21 protein-coding genes and 1 pseudogene are annotated in these 21,718 nt (G+C 47.0%); 13 read left to right on the top strand and 9 right to left on the bottom strand.

Annotated features, from left to right (window positions below; all coding sequences use genetic code 11):
* Positions 1 to 42: 42 nt before the first annotated feature.
* The 4 genes from ilvA to ACOGW3_RS20120 all read right to left on the bottom strand — a co-directional run bounded on the left by ilvA (position 43) and on the right by ACOGW3_RS20120 (position 5,013).
* A complete protein-coding gene (gene ilvA, locus ACOGW3_RS20135) occupies positions 43 to 1,299 on the bottom strand; it encodes a threonine ammonia-lyase IlvA (RefSeq protein WP_419904586.1) in 1,257 nt (418 codons plus the stop codon).
* 546 nt (positions 1,300 to 1,845) lie between these two features.
* Positions 1,846 to 2,817: an AAA family ATPase gene (locus ACOGW3_RS20130; protein ID WP_419901193.1), complete on the bottom strand. Its 972-nt coding sequence runs from the start codon at positions 2,815 to 2,817 to the stop codon at positions 1,846 to 1,848.
* A 2-nt stretch (positions 2,818 to 2,819) separates the two neighbouring features.
* Positions 2,820 to 4,439 (bottom strand): IS481 family transposase, encoded by a 1,620-nt coding sequence (locus ACOGW3_RS20125; protein ID WP_419902480.1) that lies wholly within the window; start codon positions 4,437 to 4,439, stop codon positions 2,820 to 2,822.
* A gap of 10 nt (positions 4,440 to 4,449) precedes the next feature.
* Positions 4,450 to 5,013: a recombinase family protein gene (locus ACOGW3_RS20120; RefSeq protein ID WP_419901194.1), complete on the bottom strand. Its 564-nt coding sequence runs from the start codon at positions 5,011 to 5,013 to the stop codon at positions 4,450 to 4,452.
* Positions 5,014 to 5,366: 353 nt separating this feature from the next.
* Here ACOGW3_RS20120 and ACOGW3_RS20115 point away from each other — a divergent pair, with 353 nt between their 5' ends.
* The 12 genes from ACOGW3_RS20115 (at position 5,367) to ACOGW3_RS20060 (ending at position 15,538) form a co-directional block, all read left to right on the top strand.
* Entirely contained in the window at positions 5,367 to 6,161 is a 795-nt protein-coding gene (locus ACOGW3_RS20115) for a flagellin (RefSeq protein ID WP_419904585.1), read from the top strand.
* 134 nt (positions 6,162 to 6,295) lie between these two features.
* Complete coding sequence (locus tag ACOGW3_RS20110) at positions 6,296 to 6,433, top strand: hypothetical protein (RefSeq protein WP_419904584.1); 138 nt, start codon at positions 6,296 to 6,298, stop codon at positions 6,431 to 6,433.
* Positions 6,406 to 7,977 carry a flagellar filament capping protein FliD gene (gene fliD / locus ACOGW3_RS20105; protein WP_419904583.1) on the top strand — a complete coding sequence of 524 codons (1,572 nt, stop codon included), beginning with the start codon at positions 6,406 to 6,408 and terminating at the stop codon, positions 7,975 to 7,977. The genes ACOGW3_RS20110 and fliD overlap by 28 nt, the downstream gene beginning before the upstream one ends.
* 12 nt (positions 7,978 to 7,989) lie before the next feature.
* Positions 7,990 to 8,439 carry a flagellar protein FliS gene (locus ACOGW3_RS20100; RefSeq protein WP_419904582.1) on the top strand — a complete coding sequence of 150 codons (450 nt, stop codon included), beginning with the start codon at positions 7,990 to 7,992 and terminating at the stop codon, positions 8,437 to 8,439.
* Between the two features lie 118 nt (positions 8,440 to 8,557).
* Positions 8,558 to 9,154 (top strand): RNA polymerase sigma factor, encoded by a 597-nt coding sequence (locus ACOGW3_RS20095; RefSeq protein ID WP_419904581.1) that lies wholly within the window; start codon positions 8,558 to 8,560, stop codon positions 9,152 to 9,154.
* A gap of 9 nt (positions 9,155 to 9,163) precedes the next feature.
* On the top strand, positions 9,164 to 9,598 hold the full coding sequence (locus ACOGW3_RS20090) for a hypothetical protein (RefSeq protein ID WP_419904580.1): 435 nt from the start codon (positions 9,164 to 9,166) through the stop codon (positions 9,596 to 9,598).
* A gap of 12 nt (positions 9,599 to 9,610) precedes the next feature.
* The gene (locus ACOGW3_RS20085) at positions 9,611 to 10,135 is read left to right on the top strand and encodes a hypothetical protein (protein WP_419904579.1); all 525 of its coding nucleotides are present in this window, start codon (positions 9,611 to 9,613) and stop codon (positions 10,133 to 10,135) included.
* 124 nt (positions 10,136 to 10,259) lie between these two features.
* Positions 10,260 to 10,925, top strand: coding sequence for a flagellar hook assembly protein FlgD (locus ACOGW3_RS20080; RefSeq protein ID WP_419904578.1), 666 nt, complete (start codon positions 10,260 to 10,262; stop codon positions 10,923 to 10,925).
* A gap of 72 nt (positions 10,926 to 10,997) precedes the next feature.
* Positions 10,998 to 12,281: a flagellar hook protein FlgE gene (gene flgE, locus ACOGW3_RS20075; protein WP_419904577.1), complete on the top strand. Its 1,284-nt coding sequence runs from the start codon at positions 10,998 to 11,000 to the stop codon at positions 12,279 to 12,281.
* Between the two features lie 238 nt (positions 12,282 to 12,519).
* The gene (locus tag ACOGW3_RS20070) at positions 12,520 to 12,870 is read left to right on the top strand and encodes a hypothetical protein (RefSeq protein WP_419904576.1); all 351 of its coding nucleotides are present in this window, start codon (positions 12,520 to 12,522) and stop codon (positions 12,868 to 12,870) included.
* A 28-nt stretch (positions 12,871 to 12,898) separates the two neighbouring features.
* The gene (gene flgK, locus ACOGW3_RS20065) at positions 12,899 to 14,617 is read left to right on the top strand and encodes a flagellar hook-associated protein FlgK (RefSeq protein WP_419904575.1); all 1,719 of its coding nucleotides are present in this window, start codon (positions 12,899 to 12,901) and stop codon (positions 14,615 to 14,617) included.
* A 9-nt stretch (positions 14,618 to 14,626) separates the two neighbouring features.
* The gene (locus ACOGW3_RS20060) at positions 14,627 to 15,538 is read left to right on the top strand and encodes a flagellin (RefSeq protein WP_419904574.1); all 912 of its coding nucleotides are present in this window, start codon (positions 14,627 to 14,629) and stop codon (positions 15,536 to 15,538) included.
* A 60-nt stretch (positions 15,539 to 15,598) separates the two neighbouring features.
* Here ACOGW3_RS20060 and ACOGW3_RS20055 read toward each other — a convergent pair whose 3' ends face one another.
* Positions 15,599 to 17,104, bottom strand: coding sequence for a glutamate synthase-related protein (locus ACOGW3_RS20055; RefSeq protein ID WP_419904573.1), 1,506 nt, complete (start codon positions 17,102 to 17,104; stop codon positions 15,599 to 15,601).
* Between the two features lie 157 nt (positions 17,105 to 17,261).
* Here ACOGW3_RS20055 and ACOGW3_RS20050 point away from each other — a divergent pair, with 157 nt between their 5' ends.
* The gene (locus tag ACOGW3_RS20050) at positions 17,262 to 18,167 is read left to right on the top strand and encodes a LysR family transcriptional regulator (RefSeq protein WP_419904572.1); all 906 of its coding nucleotides are present in this window, start codon (positions 17,262 to 17,264) and stop codon (positions 18,165 to 18,167) included.
* On the opposite strand, the gene ACOGW3_RS20045 is transcribed toward ACOGW3_RS20050, so the two are convergent.
* The 4 genes and pseudogenes from ACOGW3_RS20045 to ACOGW3_RS20030 all read right to left on the bottom strand — a co-directional run.
* The gene (locus ACOGW3_RS20045; protein WP_419904571.1) at positions 18,164 to 18,499 is read right to left on the bottom strand and encodes a hypothetical protein; all 336 of its coding nucleotides are present in this window, start codon (positions 18,497 to 18,499) and stop codon (positions 18,164 to 18,166) included. The genes ACOGW3_RS20050 and ACOGW3_RS20045 overlap by 4 nt on opposite strands.
* 67 nt (positions 18,500 to 18,566) lie before the next feature.
* The gene (locus ACOGW3_RS20040; protein ID WP_419904570.1) at positions 18,567 to 19,865 is read right to left on the bottom strand and encodes an amidohydrolase family protein; all 1,299 of its coding nucleotides are present in this window, start codon (positions 19,863 to 19,865) and stop codon (positions 18,567 to 18,569) included.
* Between the two features lie 45 nt (positions 19,866 to 19,910).
* Entirely contained in the window at positions 19,911 to 20,858 is a 948-nt protein-coding gene (locus ACOGW3_RS20035; RefSeq protein WP_419904569.1) for an ABC transporter permease, read from the bottom strand.
* Between the two features lie 4 nt (positions 20,859 to 20,862).
* Positions 20,863 to 21,699, bottom strand: a pseudogene (locus tag ACOGW3_RS20030) (ABC transporter permease); the annotation flags it as partial.
* Positions 21,700 to 21,718 lie beyond the last annotated feature (19 nt).

The following is a 21,718-nucleotide window of genomic DNA, read 5'->3' as shown; positions in this document are numbered from 1 at the left end:
AGGGGGATATACACTGTGCTAACTGACAGGTTTCTGACGATGTTAAATCAGGAAGTTCGCCAAAATTTCGTTATTGGTAATGTCCTGGAACTGGATGCCGTTTTCGTGGAACTTTTCCATTAGGGTGTCGAAGTTAGCAGGGTTCTTGGTTTCGATCCCGATCAGGATGGAGCCGAAGTTACGGGCGGATTTTTTCAGGTATTCGAAACGGGAGATATCGTCGTCATCGCCGAGCAGGAAGAGGAAGTCTTTCAGGGCGCCGGGACGCTGCGGCATTCTGAGAACGAAGTATTTTTTCAGACCTGCGTATTTCAACGCGCGTTCTTTGACTTCGGGCAGGCGTTCAAAATCAAAATTACCGCCAGAGGTTACACAGACGACATTTTTGCCTCTGAGTTCTTCCGGGTCCAGGGATTGAAGGATGTCGATGGAGAGCGCACCTGCGGGCTCCAGCACCACACCTTCAATGTTGAGCATGGTGATCATGGTGGCACAGAGGCGATCTTCGGGGGCGAGCAAGACTTTGTCAGAAGGGAAATCTTTCAAAGCCTCGAAATTGTGTTCGCCGATGAGGGCAACTGCGGCACCATCAACAAAGTTATCAACGGTCTCGAGCTTGACCCGACGGCCTTCTGCCAGGCTTTCTTTCAGGCTAGGTGCGCCTTCGGGTTCAACAAACCAGAAATTGGTATCAGGGGATTGCTCGCCCAAATAGCGGGTTACACCCGCGGCAAGGCCACCACCGCCTGTTGGCATGATCAGGGTATCAAGGGTTTTACCGCCGAGTTGTTCCAAAATTTCCAGCCCAATGGTTGCCTGGCCCTCGATAATATCGGGGTGATCAAAAGGCGGGACCATAAAGGCGTTTTCTTCGGCGGCATATCTGTGGGCAGCTTCATAGGCTTCGTCAAAGATATCGCCGACCAACTGGACATCGATATATTTTCCTCCAAAAGATTTGGTTTTATGGATCTTTTGCTGCGGTGTGGTCGTCGGCATAAAGACGGTGCCGCGCTTTTTAAAGTGATTGCAGGTATAGGCAAACCCCTGGGCGTGATTACCAGCAGAGGCGCAGACAAATTTTTCTGCATGTCCTTCTACATCGGCGAGAGCCTTGCTGAAGAAATTAAAAGCACCACGGATCTTGTAACTGCGAACCGGGGTTAGGTCTTCACGTTTGAGATAGACGTTACAATCGTACTTTGCCGATAAAAACAGGTTATGCTGTAACGGTGTTTCGGAAAAAATCGTGGAAATTTCTTCCTGTGCTTTTTTAACTGAATTCTCAAATGTGCCCATGATGCCAACCTTATAGAAACACCGACCTAATACAAATAATGGTAAATGCTATATCCCGTTGAGATGACAAAGTATAGCTGATTTGAGAATTGATCTCATGCAGATGCGGCATTTCTTCTTTTTATGGTCATTTTATCGGGCGTTGAAACGGGCCCAGAAACTTATATGAAAATAAAAAATTACTTTTTGTGACAGTTTTTTCGACTGCTCTCGTGAAAAGGAGGTCAGCAGCGATTTCCGCTGTCAGGTAGGACATTCAAAAAGGAGCAGGTAGCATGCCCGTTATTTCAACAAATACTTCCGCAAACACGGCTTTGCGGTACCTAAATAGTAACTCGGCTGAACAGTCTTCTGTAACTGTAAGGGCCTGAAATCATCCGGGCTTGGGCTTGAAATCATCGGAAATTTGGACCCGAATTAAATGAAACTATAAATTAGTCTCGGCTCGAATTAAGTGATAATGAACCCGAATTAAATGAAACTGAGCTTGAAATCATAAAGTTCGGCCCACTTTAAGTGAAACTATAATTATTGCCTCAAATGTAGTTATACAGGCAAGCCAGCATTGCGCATCTCAGAAGCAAGCTCGTCTGTTCTTTCAGGGCCCAACTTACTTTTGAGAAATGCCCTCATAATAGGAAGACTCGTTTCAAATTGTACTGCCAAATCCTTTGGCGTGTAGCCCATTCTTGCAAGCCTGGCATCAAGGTCCTGAAATCCTGGTGAAATTATTTCTTCAACAATTTCTTTTGTCACCGTTGGCTCACCAACTCTGAAAGCATTTATAAAAGACCTGTTCAGGTGTTCGCTGAACTGGAGAGGTGTTGCCAGATGTTCAGCCATAAATTCCCGTGCGTCTTCAGAGATAACCTGATCGAGCTTTGTCTCTTTAGTGAGGCATTGTTCGAGTAACCAGTCCAAAAACTGAGGCCTCTCATCTCCAATACCACTAAAGTCAAATTTGATAGTCCGATTGCCGATCTCTTCCATAGTCGGACGCTTTAGATTGTTTTGTAGTCTGGGATGGCCAACCAGCACGATCGAGAAAACGGCTGGTTCTTCATTCAAAATTTCCATGAGCCGTTTCAAACCGTTAAGTGTGTTCCCATGAAGGTCGTGAGCTTCATCAATAAAGAGAACAACCGGCTTTTTTCTTTTGCAGATCAGTTCCAGCAGTACTCGTTCCCTATTTTCAGGTCCTGGAATTTTAAAATCCAGTTTACCTGAAACATCAAGGAAAAGTGCTGTTAAAAGAGAGGGGAGAGTAACACGATTTCTTTCAACGGACAGGCTTCGGGCAACGATAATTTTCTTATCTGTTTTGATCTCTTTTCGTAACCTGTTGATCATCGTCGTCTTACCCGTTCCAATTGGCCCGGTGACGGATATTAATTTCCCGGAAAGTAAAGCTACCCGAATATCATCCTGTAGCTGTTTTAACCGAGATGTCTCGTAATATCCGGCCAGAGACCAGTCCTGGATAATACTAAAGCGTTCCATAACCTGAGCCGTTAACAATTTTAGTCTCCCTTTGCTCTGCGGATAAACCTCTTATAAACAAGGTCTTTAATCGTTTTCTTGTCTAAAGTATTCTCTAAAAGATCTGTAATGAATGTGAGGTCTTCTGGCGACAATTCAGCAAGTGGCTTTCCGAGTTGATCCGCAATCCCTCTACGAGCACTAAGTGTATTGGAGAACGTAATCTCCCCCCACGGATCCGGATCCTGAAATGTGATTTTAGGAAACTGGATAATCTCAGCAGGCAGGGTTTCCAGCTGTAATCCACTAAGGGCAGCTCTCGGGATCGTTATATTTTCAGCGAGAGAGGCGACAGTGTTTGCTCGTTTGTCCCGGGCAGAGCGGGCGTGCTTTCTGTAACGATGGAGAGGTATTGGACCTCCTGACGGTCGGTAGGGACCATAATGCTTCTCTTCCCATTCAACATAGAGCTCATGATCAAAAAGCCCCCACCAGAGAGTAACCTCTTCTCCTGAAAGGCCAGGGTCCACTTCATAGGAAGTACCTCTTATTGTTATGTGAGCATCAATCCCAACCTTCCGGTGTTCCGGCTCCCTGGCAAACACACAATAACGTTGCCAGGAACACATTTCCCGGATCCCGGTTTTTGGTAAATTTGAAAGCCAGTCTTCAATCCTGCTGTGAGGTTCCCGGCGATGATCCTTTTCATTATATCTCTTGATATAATTCACAAGCCAGAGGTTGGCCTCTGCCTCGGTTTCCGGCTTGTGAAAATGATATAAAGTTTCGTGGGCTTCCTTGACTGTCCTGAACGGACGCTCAACCTTGCCTTTTGAGCGGGCCGTTGTTCGTCGTCCGTCAGATCCAGCCGGTAGATGCGTTTTCCAGTCAACGCCCAACCGCTCCATCATGTTCTGGAAAACAAGGCTCTTTGCAACGGGACCATTATCCATGTAGATCATTTTTGGAATGCCTTGAAACGGCGTGTCTTCCTTTGGGGCCATGGCATTGTACAAAAACAGTAATGCTGTCTCAGCATCTTCGCCATATACACAGTGATATTCCTGATAGGCGACACCACTCCGGTCATCAACGACGCTGAATAGTAGAAGGGTTGGTTGTCCTTTGTCGGGATTAATCCACTCAGGTTGCTTGATATGTTTGAGATCAGAATAACTAATATCGAACTGCCAGAGTTCATTGGATTGTTTGGCTTCAAACCTGACAGCTGCAGGAGCACGGACCATTCTGGCATGGTCATAACCAAGTTCACTCATCCAACGATTTACAGTTGATTTCGTTAAGAGCCCTTTCTCAGTCTTAATATGTCCAGTTGGTGTTTCTACCCCAAATTTTTCCAGTATTTCAATAGCCCTGCCTGTCGAGATATGACGTCCCTGTTTATTACTTGTCCTAATCTTTAAGGCAGCGATAATCTCGCAGTACCGTAGTTTGTCAGCCTCATCTATTTTTCTCGTATGCCCTCTATCAGATCGACTTAGTCCTTTTGGTTGATTCAATGCCTTGAGCGCTCGATAAACTGTTACAGAACTAACATCAAATAACTTTGCAATTCGAGTAACCTCTTCTTGACGCTGCGGAGATCTTAATGGCAAAGACGCCAGCTTGGCTCGTAGAGACAATAAAGTTTCCGCTGGCAGAAGGGTTCCTTTACGGCCCATCGGAAAATTCCTCGACATAGGTGTAAAGCGTTTGTTTGGATATCCCCATTAGCTCACATATCTCTTTGACAGTGTGGTCTCGGGATTTGTAGAGACTGACGGCATGTTGGCGTTGCTTGGTCGCCAGCAATTTTGGACGACCACCCATTCGACCTCTTGCCCGGGCTGCCTGTAAACCTGCGTGCGTGCGTTCTCTGATCAGCGCTCGCTCAAATTGGGCAAGAGCGCCAAACATATGAAATACCAGTTCACCGCCGCTTGAATTGGTATCAATTGATTCTTGCAAGCTTTTGAGACCAATCCCGCGTTCACGGAGCTCTTCTGCACGAATGATAAGGTCTTTGAGAGTTCGCCCAAGACGATCAAGCCGCCAGACAACGAGAGTATCTCCATCACGGAGTTGTTTGAGTGCTTCCTTTAAACCTGGGCGATCAGCTTTGGCACCGCTTAAGGTGTCTTCAAAGAATTTTTCACAGCCACAGGCATGAAGAGCATCCCGTTGTAAATCAAGATTTTGATCATCGGTTGAAACGCGCGAATAGCCAACTAACATCAATATTGTCCGAGAAACCGTAAAAGAGGCTATTACTTATACATTGATTGCTAGTCTTAGTACATTGACTAAATTTTTGTGGATTATCAATAAAGGGGCCTGACCACCACTCAAGGGCTAGAAAACCTTCCTTTTCTTGACCATACAATATGTAGAACCAGGCACAAATGAAGTCATTAACAAGTCTAATAACGTGGTAGAAAAAATATGAAATTTGGGAAAAATTATAGTATCACTTAAAGTGGGCCGAACTTTATGATTTCAAGCTCAGTTTCATTTAATTCGGGTTCATTATCACTTAATTCGAGCCGAGACTAATTTATAGTTTCATTTAATTCGGGTCCAAATTTCCGATGATTTCAAGCCCAAGCCCGGATGATTTCAGGCCCTTACATGTAACAGCCAAGATTGCCAGTGGTTCCCGGATCCAGAAAGCATCGGATGATGCCGCAGGTCTGGCCATTGGTACCAAGATTGAGTCCGATGTCACCACATTGCAGCAGGCGGCGACCAACGCATCTAACGGTGCGTCGATCCTTCAGGCTGCTGATGGCGGTCTTTCGAACATCTCTGATATTTTGCAACGTATGAAGCAGCTTTCTACCCAGGCCCTGTCTGGTGCTGTGACCGATGATGAACGGGCGTTCATCGATGCGGAATTTCAAGAGTTGATCGAAGAGATTGATGGCATCGCAACAGGTACGCGGTTCAATGGGCAATCCCTGCTGGATGGCTCTACCGATTTTGTGGCCGGTACTGGGGTTGATTTCATGGTGGGATCGGATGTTACCGATACCATTACGGTTGAAATCGCAGATGTCGATGCAACAGCCCTTGGTGTGAACGCGCTTGATGTAACAGATACAACAAACGCGACCGCAGCAAGTACAGCTATCGATACGGCAATTGCCACGGTGTCACAGACGCGTGCCGAAGTTGGTGCGCAGATTTCTCGGTTTGAGTTCAGGGGGGATTCCATTGCCACGCAAACGGAGAACCTTGATGCCGCGCAATCTTCAATCATGGACGCGGACATTGCGTACGAACAAGCCAAGCTTTCATCAGCAGAGGTTTTGACCGAGGCATCCATTGCAGCCTTGGCCAAGGCGAACCAGACGCCAGAATCTCTTCTCCAGCTTATTCGCTGAAAGGGGGGAAATGATGATGAGAGTTAAGCCAGTTTAGTGCGTAATCGGTGGAGGGATCAAAACCCCCTTTGGCTTCCTCCACCACTTTTTAAATTTATAGCTGTTCATTCTGTACAGGGCAGCGGGAGAGAGAGATGACGTCAACAAGCGGGATCGCAACAAGTTCTTCAGGGACGGTTTATCTCGTGGGCTCTTCCAGTGGGCTGGATACCTCTGCGCTTGTGAAGCAGCAGTGGCGACCAAGATGCTTCCGGCCGATGATCTCGAAGTAAAGATTACAGAAAACGATGCCGAGATCGCTGCCTATCAGGAAATGCAAAACCTGTTGAGTGCGATCACGGACAGTCTTTATCCCATGACGAACCCCACCGGTTTACTTGGTGATGAGGAAAACGTCTTTTATCAGAAAGAAGCCTATTTAAGCTCTTCTGATGTTTCCAGCCCTACTTCGCTATTAGGAGTAAGCGTTGATTCCACCGCACCAGAAGGGGTGTATGAGCTGGAAGTTCAACAACTCGCCACCACGCACAAGGTAGCCTCGGCAGAACAATCAGATGCAGATGTCGCGCTGGGGCTCAGCGGGATTTTTGAACTTTCAAGCGCCAGCGGTACCAGTACCCAGATTACGGTGACATCTGATATGACTTTGTCTGATCTCACCGACGCCATCAACGACGTCTCGGAAACCTCTGGCGTCAGTGCCACTTTGTTACAGGTTTCTGAAGGCAGCTATCAATTGGTCCTCACGGGGGAAGATACCAACCAGGCCCTGAGCATGAGCAGCGTCAGTGGTGATGATATCCAGGTATCCCTAGGTGTACAGGATGGAAGTGGCGCATATCTGCAAGAACTTCAAGCAGCACAATCCGCCATCCTGCTTTATGATGGCCTGACAATCACAAGGGACGATAACTCCATTGATAATCTCATTGATGGTGTGACGATCGATCTCTACGGGGCGGAACCCGGGTCCACCGTTTCTCTTGAAATTGGATCTGACCTGGCAAGTGTCAAAGACCAGATCATCGCTTTTGTCGATGCCTATAATGCCTATCGCGAGTTTGCCATAACACAACAGGAAACCACCACGGCCGGGGGCGCTTCTGATGAGGCGGTTCTCTTTAGTGACAGTTTGCTCCGAAATACCAATATGGCGTTGTTTGATGGTCTGAATTCAACTCTCGATAATTCTGATTTAGTCGACTCTCTTGATGACATCGGCATTACCTTCAACGAAGACAATACCCTGGCTCTCGATGAAACTGTTCTCGACGAAGCCTTACTTGATAATGTCGATGCCGTTCAAAGCCTGTTTGAATTTGGCATGACCAGTTCCTCTGAAAAACTTCTGCTACTCGATAGTGAACCCGAACACGGTGGCCTGTCTTTTAATCTGGAAGTCACAACAGATGGAACATCCGGCGGTATAACGGGTGTAACCGTTGACGGGGCGAGTGACTTGTTCACCTATGATGGCAGCCGGCTTTTGGGTGTGGAAGGGACCATTTATGAGGGGCTCTCGCTTGCTTATTCCGGGAGTGATGCCTCTGCCACAATTGCTGTGTCTTTTGAACAGGGGATTGCAGACACACTGTACAAAGACATTTCATCCTATGACGAGGTCCTGACGACTACAATCGAAGGTATTAGTGACGAAAATGAAGACTATGAAGCCGAGATCACTGATATCGAACAGCGCGCGGCAGATTACGAAGAGAACCTGATTGATCAGTATGCGGTTATGGAAGCTCAGATTGCAGCTTCTAATGCCACGCTTGCGCAAATCAAGGCAGTCCTGGGAGTAAGTGATGATTAAAGAGGTAAACCAATGAAAGGATACTCTTCTCAATCGGTTTGTTCCGCTTATCGTCAAGCGCCAAGGTCGGTTCCCAAAACCCTGGCCATAGCGATGCTTTATGATGAAGTCATCAAGTTGCTGGGAGAGGGTAGTACAGCTTTTGAATCCGGTGAGTTTGAGGTGCATTACGACACCATGCAAAAAGCGGTGAAAATCATTCACGCCTTGGATGCCATGCTTGATTTTGAACAGGGTAAAGAGGTCGCGGTCTCTTTGCGTCGGTATTACCTATCGATATCTGCTCAAATTATCAGAGCAACAGCCCGCAGAGACGCGCCTGAGCTTTGTATTCAGATCCAAAAACAACTCGCTGTTATGAGAGACAGTTGGCGGGAAATTTCTAAAAACGAAAATGATAAAGCCTTCCAGGAAGGAACGGTTCAATCGGCAGGAGGCCCCATTCGCGACGCAAGGGTGTAATAAACCTTGATGCATTGGAGGGGATAGTGCTTAATTTACAAGAATTTGCGAAAGCGCAGATGTGGGAGAATAACGGTGTTGATTATGGTTATCTGATATGCTGGCGAACGGGGTCGTCATGCAACAAATTTTGACTCTTTCTGAGCGTCTTTTCGGGGCGCGGCAGAAGGGTGAGCAGGATTGTTCAGATCCGGCCCTTATGCGTCGTATTACAGAGGGCGATGAAGCCGCCTACCGCATGCTTGTTGAGCGCCACATCCACAAGATGTTCGCGCTGGCAAACCGTATTCTACACAATCACGATGATGCGGAAGATGTGGTACAGGATGCGTTCTTGAAAATCTGGACCAATCGTGAAAACTGGAATCACGATGGGGCAAAGGTAACGACGTGGCTTTACCGAGTGGTGACCAATCGCTGTATCGATCTTAAACGCAAACCAGCGAGTGCATCTATTGATGCGGTTACGGAGCCAAAGGATGAACGCCCGAACGCTCCTGCTCAAATTGAAAGCAGGCAAGCGAAGGAAAGATTGAACGAAGCAGTAAGCCATCTTCCGGAAAAGCAACAGACGGCCCTTATGTTATTTTATCAAGAAGGTATGAGTAATCAGGAGGTATCTGAAATAATGGGGGTTAGTGTTAATGCTGTTCACTCATTGTTGAAGAGAGCGAGACAACAGTTGCGTGTTAATCTTAAAGATAACAAGCTATAGTATGGACCTATGACGATAGACGAGCTGAAAGACCTTATTGATAGTTATGGAGCACAACTCGGGCGCTGGCCCGAAGATGAACGTGCGCGTGCCGTAGCCCTATCCATTCGTGACCCTGAAGCTCGGGAACTTTTCCAGGAAAGCCTGGCAATGGAGCGTTTCCTCAGTGAAACGGTCGACCAAGTAGCTCCAGAAGGGCTTGCAGACAGAATAGTTGCAAAAGCACACTCAAAAGGTATTCGAGAAGAAGTCCGCAAAGAGATGCGTCTTGCTGCAGCGTCTATCGCGCTTTTGGGCGATTTGTCCAAAATCATGCCCCATGGCAAAACTGTTCTCCCCGTGCTCTTTCTTCTTGGCGTTATATCAGGGGGGGTAAATCAGCTTGATATTTCAGCTGGTAATGGTGTAACTGATTTCTTGAATTTACTCATTTACTATTCATAAGAGCTTATCCGCATGGCGCTGAAGATCGAGGGGAAGAAAGAGGGATACAATAAGTTCCTCAAGATCACACTGCTTCTTTCCTTAACGATTAATATCTTTATCGCTGGTTGGTTTGCGGGCAGCTTTGTCACGAGTAAAGTATTTAACCGACCACCGCCGCCACCTTTTGATCATTTTGATGACAGGATGCCGCCTCCGCGAGGGATGATCATGCTTCCGCCGATGATCCGGCGGGGAATTGCCAACCTCAGCCCTGAGGGGCAAGAGATAATACGTTCAGCCCTGATATCTGAAAATCTCATGGGCCCGCCTCCCGGATTTATTGGACAGCATGAACGTCTGCGCAAAATTATCGAGGCCGATGATTTTGACGAGGCTGCCTTTGATCGGGAGACCGAGGAAATTCGAAAACAGGCTTTGGCGCGTATATCGGCCACTATGGATGTTTTTACCCGGTCTTTTAAAAAGCTTTCTCGTGAAGATCGCCTGATGCTGGTCAATTGGCGTGGATCGATGTTAAGAAAATTAAGTCAATAATAACAGATATTTAGTGATTTATTTATTTTTTTTACAAAGCTGGTGACAGTTTTTCCTATCCCCACCGTGTAACTCTTCATAACAAAATTATTTGTATCGGCAAGTAATTGCCTGAGGAGGAAAAATGGCTGTAGCATCTCTTATTCCAAGCACGACAACGACAACAACGTCGAGTAGTTCAGCTGCTTCGGAACAGCTTTTCTCTGACTATAATGATTTCCTTCTTCTGCTCACGGAGCAGTTGCAAAATCAAGATCCATTGGACCCGATGGATACAAACGAATTTACCAATCAATTGGTACAGTATTCTCAGCTTGAGCAGCAGATTAACACCAATGAACAACTTGAAGCGCAAACGACCCTGGATACAGCCAATACCATGACCCAGACCTTGAGTTATATCGGGGTCGATGTCGAAGTCGCCGGTAATACAGCTTATAGCGATGGTAATGGGGCCATCTGGAGTTTCTATCTCTCTGAGAGCAGCCAGAATATCACGGCCCAGGTATTGGATGAAAACGGGGATGTCGTTAGTGAAGAAGTTGTCAGTGGTGATGTCGGCGGTAATGAATATGAGTGGGATGGATTGAACGATGACGGTGATGTTGCAGAAGAAGGGCTCTATACCCTCAAGATGACGCCGCTGGACAGTGAGGGGAATACAATCACTGTTGAGCTTTCAGTTCATTCACAAGTTACCGGTGTCGATACCACAGGAACTCTACCCGTTCTTCTTTTCGAAGGTGGCCAAGCCAGCAACTTGGAAGATGTGATCTCTCTATCGAACTAGATCATATAACCGGAATGTCCGGTTAATTCTTAGAAGTATTTCAAAAATAACGTTTATTTAAAGGAGCGTGCCATGAGTTTGTCTGGTGCAATCAATACCGCTGTGTCTGGATTAGCAGCTCAGAGTTATGCTCTGGGGGTTATTTCTGACAATATCGCGAACGCCTCTACCGTGGGGTATAAATCCTCTTACACCAGTTTTTCGTCGCTCGTCACCAATAGTACGACATCATCCAGTTACGGATCGGGTGGGGTTAAAGCTTCAGATGTCGCTGGGGTGAGCCAGCAAGGATTGATTTCATCTACTCAGTCTATTCTGGATTTGGCGATAGATGGCAATGGGATGTTTATTGTGTCCAGTTCTCTGGATGCCTCTGATGCAACATATGCTTTCACAAGGGCTGGTGATTTTTCGGTAAACGACGAGGGTTATCTGGTAAATAGTTCCGGTATGTACCTGATGGGCTATCCAACTGACAGTGACGGGTCTATATCTGTTGGCGCAACAAACAGCCTGTCCGCGCTTGAGCCAATTGACGTTTATGCCGCCAGTGGCGTGGCCGTTGCAACATCAGAGCTATCTCTGGAAGCAAATCTTCCTGCTGATGCTGATATCGGTGATACCTTTACCACTTCGGTTGAAATTTTTGATTCTCTAGGTGTGTCCCAAACCGTTGATATGAATTGGGAAAAAACCGCTGCGAACGAATGGGATCTAACCTATAGCGATCCGGTAAATACGCTTGATCCCAGTGTAACAAGCGGGACGGCAAGCGGGGGGCCTGTATCGATTGTCTTTAATGATGATGGCACCTTGGCGTCAACAACGCCGAACCCGCCTGTCCTGGATGTTACGGGGTGGACCTCCGGCGCTGGAGATAGTTCGATCACCCTGGATCTGGGGACAGCGGGAGAAGCCAACGGTTTGTCTCAAGCGGCCTCAAACGAGGAAGAGCCTTCTGTTGATTTGGGATCGATTTCTCAAAACGGTACCAGTTACGGATCTTTTTCATACGTAGATATTAATTCTGAGGGTGCAATTACGGCCTATTTTGATAACGGCCAAAGCCAGTCTATCTATCAGCTTTCCCTCGCAACCTTTGCCAATCCGGATGGGTTGATCGCTGAAAGTGGCAATCTGTTTCGGCAGTCTTCTTCATCAGGTGATTTTATTCTTTCCACTCCCGGCGACAATGGCGCTGGTGTTATCTCGCCATCTTCGTTGGAGGAATCAACCGTGGATATTGCCTCTGAATTCAGCCGAATGATCGTGGCTCAACAGGCTTATTCCGCGGCTTCAACAGTTGTGACCACGGCCGATGAAATGATTAATACTCTGATTTCAGCAGTTCGATAGAGCTGATGTTTAGCGCAAGATTAAAACGGCTAGAAGCAAGAGTGGAGCATCTTTTGAGCAATGGAGCCAGCAGGCCGTCTGTATTGAGCTGTCTCGAAGAAGCAACCTCTCTGAGTAAAGCGCTGGAACAACAACGCGAAGAGCTGGGGCAGGAAATCCTCAAGCTACGCAAGTCCCGTTCAGTCACACGTTCATATTTTCAATCTATAGAGATTTTTAAGGGAAAAAGGAATTGATCATGGGTAATGGAGAAGCCAGATTTCAGGGCGTATTAGACACATTAATCACTGTTATGCGTATGGAAAATCGGTTCCTGGAATGGCGGGATACAGAAAGCGTTTCCCGGTTGCAACCGCTTAAAAAGGGGCTTGCAGATGAATATGAAACTCTAAGTCCTCCAATACTAGATGATATGAAGTCACGAGCAGCGGTTGGGGATGTCGAAGATTTTAAGGTTCTACTCGAACAAATGCAGGATTTACGTCAACTGACGCGTCGAAACATACATTTATTAAACGAGAGAAAAGTGGCTTGTGCAGAGCGCGTTGAAGCTCTGCTTGATGCAGCGGCACAACGTGGACATGCCTAAACGCAGGCATGCTTAAGGGAGCTTTGTCATGACACTGACATCTGCACTTCATACCGCAACAAATGCCCTTCTTGTAACGCAATCAGGTATATCTGTTGCGTCGTCCAATGTATCTAATGCTGGAACAGAAGGTTATACCCGAAAGACATTGTCGACTGATTCAGTCGTGCTTTCCGGGTATGGGGCAGGGGTTACATCTGGCGGTGTTACCAGCAGCGCAGATCCTTTTCTTACAGCAAGTATTGTTGAGCAGTCGTCAGATGCAGGGGAAGCTAATGTCATCGCGATGTATTTGGATTGGCTTCAACAGGGATTGGGATCTACTTCCAGTGAAACCAATTTAACCGCAGATGTGGCCTCTTTGGTGTCAGAGTTACAGTCTTTAAGCACAACTCCTGAAAGCGATAGTCAGGCCGCTTTGGTAGTTTCTGCCGCAGAGGATTTGGCTCAGGAACTCTCTACCCAATCATCCAATATTCAAGAATTAAGAGATCAGGCCAATAACGATATTGCGCAGAGTGTCTCGGATATTAATCAATCACTTGAGGTCATTGATCAGCTTAATGAGCAAATTCTTTTGGCCAATAGTCAGGGAACGTCAACCCTGGATTTGGAAGATAAAAGAGCCCTCGAGCTGGAAAAACTCGCTACAGAACTGGACATCTCCTACTTCACAACGAGTGATAATCAGACCTACGTTTATACCAGCAGCGGTCAGCCCTTGGTGGACAGCCAGGTTCACGAACTTTCCTATGACCCCGCTGCAAACGTTGATGCGGCAATGACTTATCCTGGCGGTTTTGATGCAATCACCTTGAACGGCAAAGATATTACCGAAGATATCTCTGGCGGTGAACTCGGCGGATTTATTGCATTAAGAGATGATATCCTCCCAGAGCAGCAAGAGACATTGGATGTTATGGCGCATAGCCTGATATCCGAAATTAATGCCGTCTATGAAAACGGTGTGGCCTATCCTGCGCCAGCAACAATTACGGGCACCGAGAGCTTTACAGGAGCCGACGCTTTTAGCGCAACTGGGGAAGTTCGGGTTGCCCTCGTGGACAGTGAGGGTAGCTTGCAGTCATATCAGGATGTTGATCTGTCTGCTCTTGCAACAATAGACGATGTCGTGTCTGCTCTTGATAGTATTACCGGGATCTCAGCCAGCCTTTCATCGGATGGAAATCTACTTATTGAATCTGACGATCCGTCAATGGGGATTGGTCTCTCCCAACTTGATAGTGCAGTTGGGGGCGATGCAGACAGCTTTTCCAGTTATTTTGGGGTTCAGCAGTTCTTTACCGGAACAAGTGCCTCTGATATCGCGGTTTCAGAGACCCTGAAAAATGATCCGGGGTCACTTGCAACAGGCCAATTGGATACATCCGCAACTTTAACTGTTGGGGATAATGTTATCTCGGTTGGTGATAGCTCTATTTCTGAAGCACTATACGATGTCATGACCTCAAGTACCACTTTGGGGAGTACGACAGATACCTATGAAAGCTATTCAGCTGATTATGTCGCGACCGTTGCGCAAGATGCTGCTAACGCACAAACCACCGCGGATGCCGAACAATTGTCTTTGGATAATTTGAAGACCGAACTCTCAAATAAAACGGGCGTGAATGTGGACGAAGAATTGGCTTACATAACTCAATTGGAAAACCAATATGCGGCTGCTGCAGCTATTATTGACACTTTACAATCTCTCTTTGATGAACTGATCAGTACGGTTCGGTAGGATTTAACTATGGAACGAATTTCGACCTTTGCCAATAATGCCGCTCTTATGGCTCAGGCACTTAAAGTTCAGTCCCAAGTCGCTGAAAAACAGATGGAATCTGCCAGTGGGGATAAATCTCAGGATTACAAAGGTGTCGCACAATCAGCAAACCAAATTGTAAGTCTTGAAAGCTCCCTTAACCGTTCGATGACATATGTGGATAATGGTGAGCTCGTTATTGGACGTATTGAGGTTATGCAGTCCTCTATTACATCGCTTATAGATCTTGCGAATAACTTCAAATCAGATTTAACCGCGACACTCGGTGGAGACAACGCATCAACGGTGGGCATCAACACCATTGCCACCTCAAACTTGGAAGAGGCGGCTGCTACGATCAATTTACAAGTTGGTGGCAGATATCTATTTAGTGGATCTGTAACCGATCAAGCGCCTGTAACTGTAGAGAACCCACCCTACACCGCGATTTCCAGTCCCTCAACAGCTCAGGACAGTTACTACAATGGCGACGATGACATCGCCTCTGTTCAGGTAAATGATAACTTAAACGTCGAATACGGCGTTGCTGGATCTGACAGTGGTTTTGAAAAGCTGTTACGGGCGATGAATATCTCCGCCAATGCCTCAGAAGATCCGATGGATCAGGCGGCATTTGAAGAGGCTTTTGACCTTTTGAATGAAGCGATAGATGAACTACTGGTGGTTCAAACTGAACTCACTGTTGCCTACAATACAACTGAACGTGCCTTGGATGATCAGGTTGACTACCAACTTTATGCAGGAAACTGGCTGGATGATGCAAAAACGGCCGATGTTGGGCAGACGACGTTAGAACTCTCCCAGTTAGAGGCCCAATTGGAAGCATCCTATTCAGCAACGACAAAATTGATCAATATAAGCCTGACGGATTATATTTAGAGTACCACTGCAAATGTGTTGTCTTTTACAAATTTGCAGTAGTTATCCCGTCTTATAAAGCTAGTTTAATTCAACCCCGCCATAGCTGACACCTGAAAGAGATGCCATATCACGTTTCCAGGTGGTTAAATCTTCAATAGAAAACTCCTGTAGGGAGTTATGACCACACGCCCTTGCTAGAATTTGCATGAGTTCCACCGATGCGCCGAAAAAGCGAGCAAGTCCTTGAGAAGACTGGTCGACTTTAAGTCGTAAGCGAAGGTCTTCACGTTGGGTCGCAATGCCTACGGGACAGGTATTACTGTTACAGGCTCTCATGCCAAGACAACCAATGGCCTGCATAGCAGAGTTTGAAACTGCGATGGCATCTGCGCCAAGCGCCAGTGCCTTAGCAAAATCAGCTGGTGTTCTCAGACCACCTGTGATGATCAGGGATACATCTTTATCTTGGCGATCAAGATGTTTTCTAGCGCGCGCCAGAGCAGGGATTGTGGGAACAGAGATGTTGTCTCTGAAAATAAGCGGTGCTGCGCCCGTACCCCCTCCACGACCATCCAGAATGATATAGTCCACCCCAATTTCAAGGGCTGCATCAATGTCTTTTTCGATGTGTTGGGCTGATAGTTTGTAGCCGATGGGGATACCCCCGGTTTCTTCACGAACTTGTGCGGCAAATTCTTTAATTTGAGAAGGTTCTGACCAGTCCGGGAACCGGGCAGGGGATATGGCATCATCTCCAGGATTTAATCCGCGTACCGCGGCTATTTTTGCAGTGACCTTATTGCCAGGTAAATGGCCGCCTGTTCCTGTTTTCGCAGCTTGGCCGCCTTTGAAATGAAAGGCTTGGCATTGTTTGACCTTATCCATGGAAAAACCAAAACGGGCCGAGGCTAGTTCATAAAAATAACGGGAATTGGCAGCTTGTTCCTCGGGGAGCATGCCACCTTCGCCGCTACAAATACCTGTGCCAGCGAGCTCGGCACCAATTGCGAGGGCGGTTTTGGCTTCTTCAGAAAGGGCCCCAAAACTCATATCAGATACAAAGAGTGGAATTTCTAATTTCAGTGGTTTATTTGCTTTTGGACCAATGATGGTTTCCGTCGAAACAGGGGCATCATCCAACAGGGGAGCGTTTGCCAATTGGGCTGTGATGAACTGTATGTCATCCCATGTTGGAAGTTCCGTCCTTGGTACACCCATTGCGCCCATAGGTCCGTGATGACCTAATTTTGACAATCCATTTTTGGCGAGTTCTTGAATGAACTCAATATGAGGTTCGATAGGATTACTGCTGCTGAGAGAAGGGGGCGCACTTTGTTTTGGAGTGCTCTCGGTTTTAATATTTTTGTGACTACCATCGCAAAACGGACGTTTGTTTGATTGCTGACAGCCACAGGCATAAATTGTTTTATCGTCTTCAAAGCTCATCACCTGTGGCGTGATGTCTGTACTTGCATGTGATCCATCGCAAAAGGGGCCGTTTTTAGAAAGGCCGCACATACAAAATGCTTTTGTCTCGCCTTCTTTTACATCGATTGCAAAAGGTTCGTTCTGCCAACTTGTCATGGTATCTCTCTTTTTCTCTCATAACGTTCATTTTGTTATTTTTGCGATAGTGACGTTTAGGTTTTTAGATTTATGATATATAGATTGGTGCAAAAATAAAGTCATGGTGACTAATTGGAGCTTTATTGTCTCCATTTTGTATCGAATGGAATTATGCATGGATCGCCTATCTGGTATGGAAGCTTTTATTGCTGTAGCTGAAACCAGTAGTTTTAGCGCCGCAGGAAAACGTTTGGGTATTGCAAGGGCTGTTGTGAGTAAGCGTGTCGCGGCTTTAGAAGGGGCTATGGGCGCACAGTTGCTGAACCGGACAACCAGACGGGTAAGTATAACGGGGCCTGGGGCTGAGTTTTATGAACGTTGCCGTGTAATCGTCGAGGAGTTCAATGTCGCGAGTGATGAACTGGCGCGTAACCAAGTTGAACCCGAAGGTCATATTAAGTTCAGTGTCCCCATGTCTTTTGGTCAATTACACATCGCCCCGGCATTGCTGGATTTTATGGAGATGTACCCAAAAATTGTGGTGAATATGGTCCTTACTGATAGATTTGTTGATGTCGTTGCTGAGGGATATGATTTGGTTGTCCGGGTTGGAAATCTTGAAGATAGCTCTTTGATCTCCCGCCATCTCGCACCTGTTCAACGTATTCTTTGCGCGTCACCCGAATATATAAAGGCTAACGGCACTCCTCATGAGCCCGCAGAACTCACCAATCACCGAATTCTTCATTACGGTTGGCATAGAACAGGAACGCGTTGGGATTTGGAAAGCCGAAGAGAAAAAATATCCGTGGATGTAACGGTAAACTTTAGTGCCAACAATGGAGAGGTACTTGCTGCCGCCGCTAAAGCTGGTCGAGGGATCGCTCTTATGCCCAATTTTGTTGTCGCCTCAGATATCAAAGCTGGCAAGCTTGTCAGAGTTCTGACTGAGTTCGAAGCTACCTCTGTCGGTTTGCATGCTCTTTGGCCCGCAAGTAAACTTCAGCCCACACGGGTAAGGACCTTGATCGATTTTCTTATTGATCGATTTTCAGGTGATGCCTATTGGGATCAAAGTTAGTGCCTTTTCCCAAAGGCATTGTAGCCATCGATCTTGCTTTGCTTTGACCGGGCTTTCATCTTTTTATCCAGGGTTTCTTTTCGAACAGTGGATAGGCGTTTGAGAGACTTGCCATAAGTATCAAGTGAAGAGATTAACTCTTTAAGGCGTTGGATAGAATTGTGCTCTAAAGGTCGGTCTCGCTTTTCCCTCAAATACTGCTTTAATTGATTTTCCAGTTCATCCAGTGTTTCAAGATTTTGTACTTTGCCTGAACGGAATAAGCGAGCCCAGCTATCGATCTGGTTGTTATTACTTAAGTCTAAGCTTTCAGTTGGGTGCGTGTTTGACATGATTTCCCCTTAAACATCTTTACACGATGGAGTAGGGGAAAACTGTCAGACTTTTATTCTGTGTAAATTACTTTAGGAAATTCACGGTCTCTTTTTTACCATTCAGGTTGAGTTCGGCTTGAACCGGGGCTGTTGTGCTAATAACCTTGCCTCGTCGAATTACAAACAGCCGGGCAGGGCGTAACCTTATGGCTTCGATTGGGTCTTGGGCTTGCAGGATAACCATGTCCGCAAAATTACCTTTTTCGATACCGTAATCGGGAAGGTGCATAACCTTGGCAGAGTTTTCTGTCACAGCTTTAAACATGGCCTTGGTTTCAGACACACCAGTCATCTGCCCCAGGTGAGTTGCCATATGCGCGACCTCGAGCATGTCATGGCTGCCGAAGCTGTACCAAGGGTCCATGACACAATCGTGTCCGAGTGCAACGTTGATCCCCATGGCAGTCATTTCTTTGACTCGCGTCATACCGCGACGTTTTGGATAAGTGTCGTGGCGACCTTGAAGGGTAATATTGATCAAGGGGTTCGGGATGGCTGTAATGTTGGCCTCTTTGATCAGAGGTAATAATTTACTGACGTAGTAATTATCCATGGAGTGCATGGATGTGAGATGTGACCCGGCGACCCGACCCTGTAATCCCAACCGCACGGTCTCGCTCGCGAGGGTCTCGATATGTCGAGACATCGGATCGTCGGTTTCATCGCAATGCATATCAACCAATAGGCCACGGTTTGCTGCGATTTCGCACAAGGCTTTCACCGACTTGGCACCATCTTCCATAGTGCGTTCAAAATGAGGGATACCACCGACGACATCAACGCCCATTTCCAATGCCCGTTCCAAATTCTCAGCTGCTTTAGCGTATCGGATATATCCATCTTGAGGGAAGGCGACGAGCTGGATATCTATCCAGGGGGCGAGCTCTTTTTTTGCTTCGAGTAAAGCGCCAACAGCCAACAACCGATCATCACTGGTATCGACGTGGCTGCGAATTGCAAGAGTACCGCGCGCGATGGACCAACGGGCGAGGGCGTGGACCCGTTCCTTTATAGCCTCGTGGGTCAGATGTGGTTTGAGCTCTCCCCACAGCTGAATACCCTCTAGCAAGGTGCCGCTTTCGTTCAGCCGAGGCTGCCCGAGACTGAGCGTTGAGTCCAAATGAAAATGCGGGTCAATAAAGGGGGCTGATACCAGATGACCGGCAGCATTTATAATCACAGTATGATCTTGATCTATGCCCTCTGTGATTTGGGGAGCGATCTCGACGATGCGATCTCCTTGAACGGCAATGTCGACAGTTCCTTTTTCAAAGGACCCTTGTTCATCAGGGAGAACGGCATTTTTTATAACAAGATCAAGCATTGTATTTCCGATTTGAAGTGGTCGGTTATAAGTGGTGTTGAGGGCTTAAGTTCTTTCACCCCGACGAAATGGTGTGAGCAGAGCTTTCGGGTAACTGGCTTTGCGGGCCATAATTACCATAGCCACAATACTTAGGATATAGGGCATCATCAGGAAAAACTGATAAGGGATAACAGCACCTGCGGTTTGCTGTACGCGCACTTGTAAAGCATCCAGTCCGGCAAAAAGTAAAGCACCGATCAGGGCTTTACCTGGACGCCAGGAAGCAAAGATCACCAGGGCGACGCATATCCAACCTCGACCATTGATCATACCAAAGAAGAAAGCATCAAACGCGGACATGGTGATAAAGGCACCACCAACCGCCATGAGCGCACTGCCAACCATGACTGCACCCGTTCTTATGCTGAGGACATTGATACCCTGGGCTTCAACGGCCATTGGATTTTCCCCCGCCATTCTAACGGCCAATCCGACAGGTGTTTTGTAGAGCACATACCAAACGATAGGCACGAGAATAAGGGCCAAATAGGTTAGGGGTGTTTGCGTAAAGAGAGCTTCACCAATGATGGGAATATCTGAGAGGAAGGGCACAGCATAAGGTTGGAAAGGCTCAATTTTGGGCGGTGTCGTCGCATCTGGGAGTAACATACGATAGACATAATAACTCAGCGAAGAAGCAAAGAGCGTAATTCCAATACCTGTGACGTGTTGAGATAAACCAAGATAGACGGTAAAGCCACTGTGGAGTAATCCAAACATGGCACCTAGGAAGGCCGCAAACATAACGCCAGTCCATAGATCACCGCCCATATAGACCCACATCCAGCCGGACATGGCACCCATGGTCATGATGCCTTCAATGCCGAGATTGAGAACACCAGCCCGTTCACAGATCAATTCGCCGAGGGTGCCTAGGATGAGGGGGCTGACGATGCGGAAAGTTGCCGCCCAAAATCCAGCAGAGATAAGTATGTCGAGAACATCCATCATAATCTTATCTCCAACGCAGGCGGTACTTGGTCAGCATGACACTGACCAGTATGGATAGAACGGATAACCCAACCAGAACATCAGCGATATAGGTTGGAATGTTTATCGCTCGGCTCATGGAATCAGCACCGACATAGATCACGGATATAAATAGAGCCGAGAGAATAACGGCTAAAGGATTGAGTTGAGCAAGCATGGCAACGGCAATGCCCGTGTAGCCAAACCCGGGTGAGATATCGAGTGTCAAATATCCTTTAAGGCCTGCAACTTCACTTACCCCAGCAAGGCCGGCAAGACCGCCACTGATTACGGCGGTTCTGATCACTGTCGCGTTCACGTTGATCCCGGAAAACTTGGCGGCTGAGGTATTGAGACCGACTGCACGGATCTCATACCCCCAAACCGTAAACCGCATCATGGCCCAGCAAAGAACAGAACCAATAATGGCAAATATAAAGCCAAAGTGAAGGCGGCTTTTATCAACTAGACTTGGAAACAGACCTTCATCAATGATCGGCTCTGCTTGTGGCCAGCCCATGGACATCGGGTCTTTTAAAGGACCTTCGAGGAAATACCCGACAAAAAGTAATATCACAAAATTCAACAGAAGGGTGGTTACTACTTCATCAACTTTGAGATGGGTTTTTAACATGACGGGAATAGCAAGGGCTGCACCGCCAGCAAGGGCCCCAACAAGCATCAAAAACGGGATCATTAACAAGGGAGGTAAGGTGATCAACCCGGTACCAAAGAAGGTAGCGGCTAAGGCACCACAGTATAACTGTCCCTCGGCGCCAATATTATAGAACCGGGCGCGAAACGCGATCGTTGCAGCGAGACCTGTGAATGTTAAATGACCC

Source organism: Kiloniella sp. (assembly GCF_965205715.1).
Taxonomy (GTDB): domain Bacteria; phylum Pseudomonadota; class Alphaproteobacteria; order Kiloniellales; family Kiloniellaceae; genus Kiloniella.
This window is presented reverse-complemented; position numbering and strand designations above follow the sequence as displayed.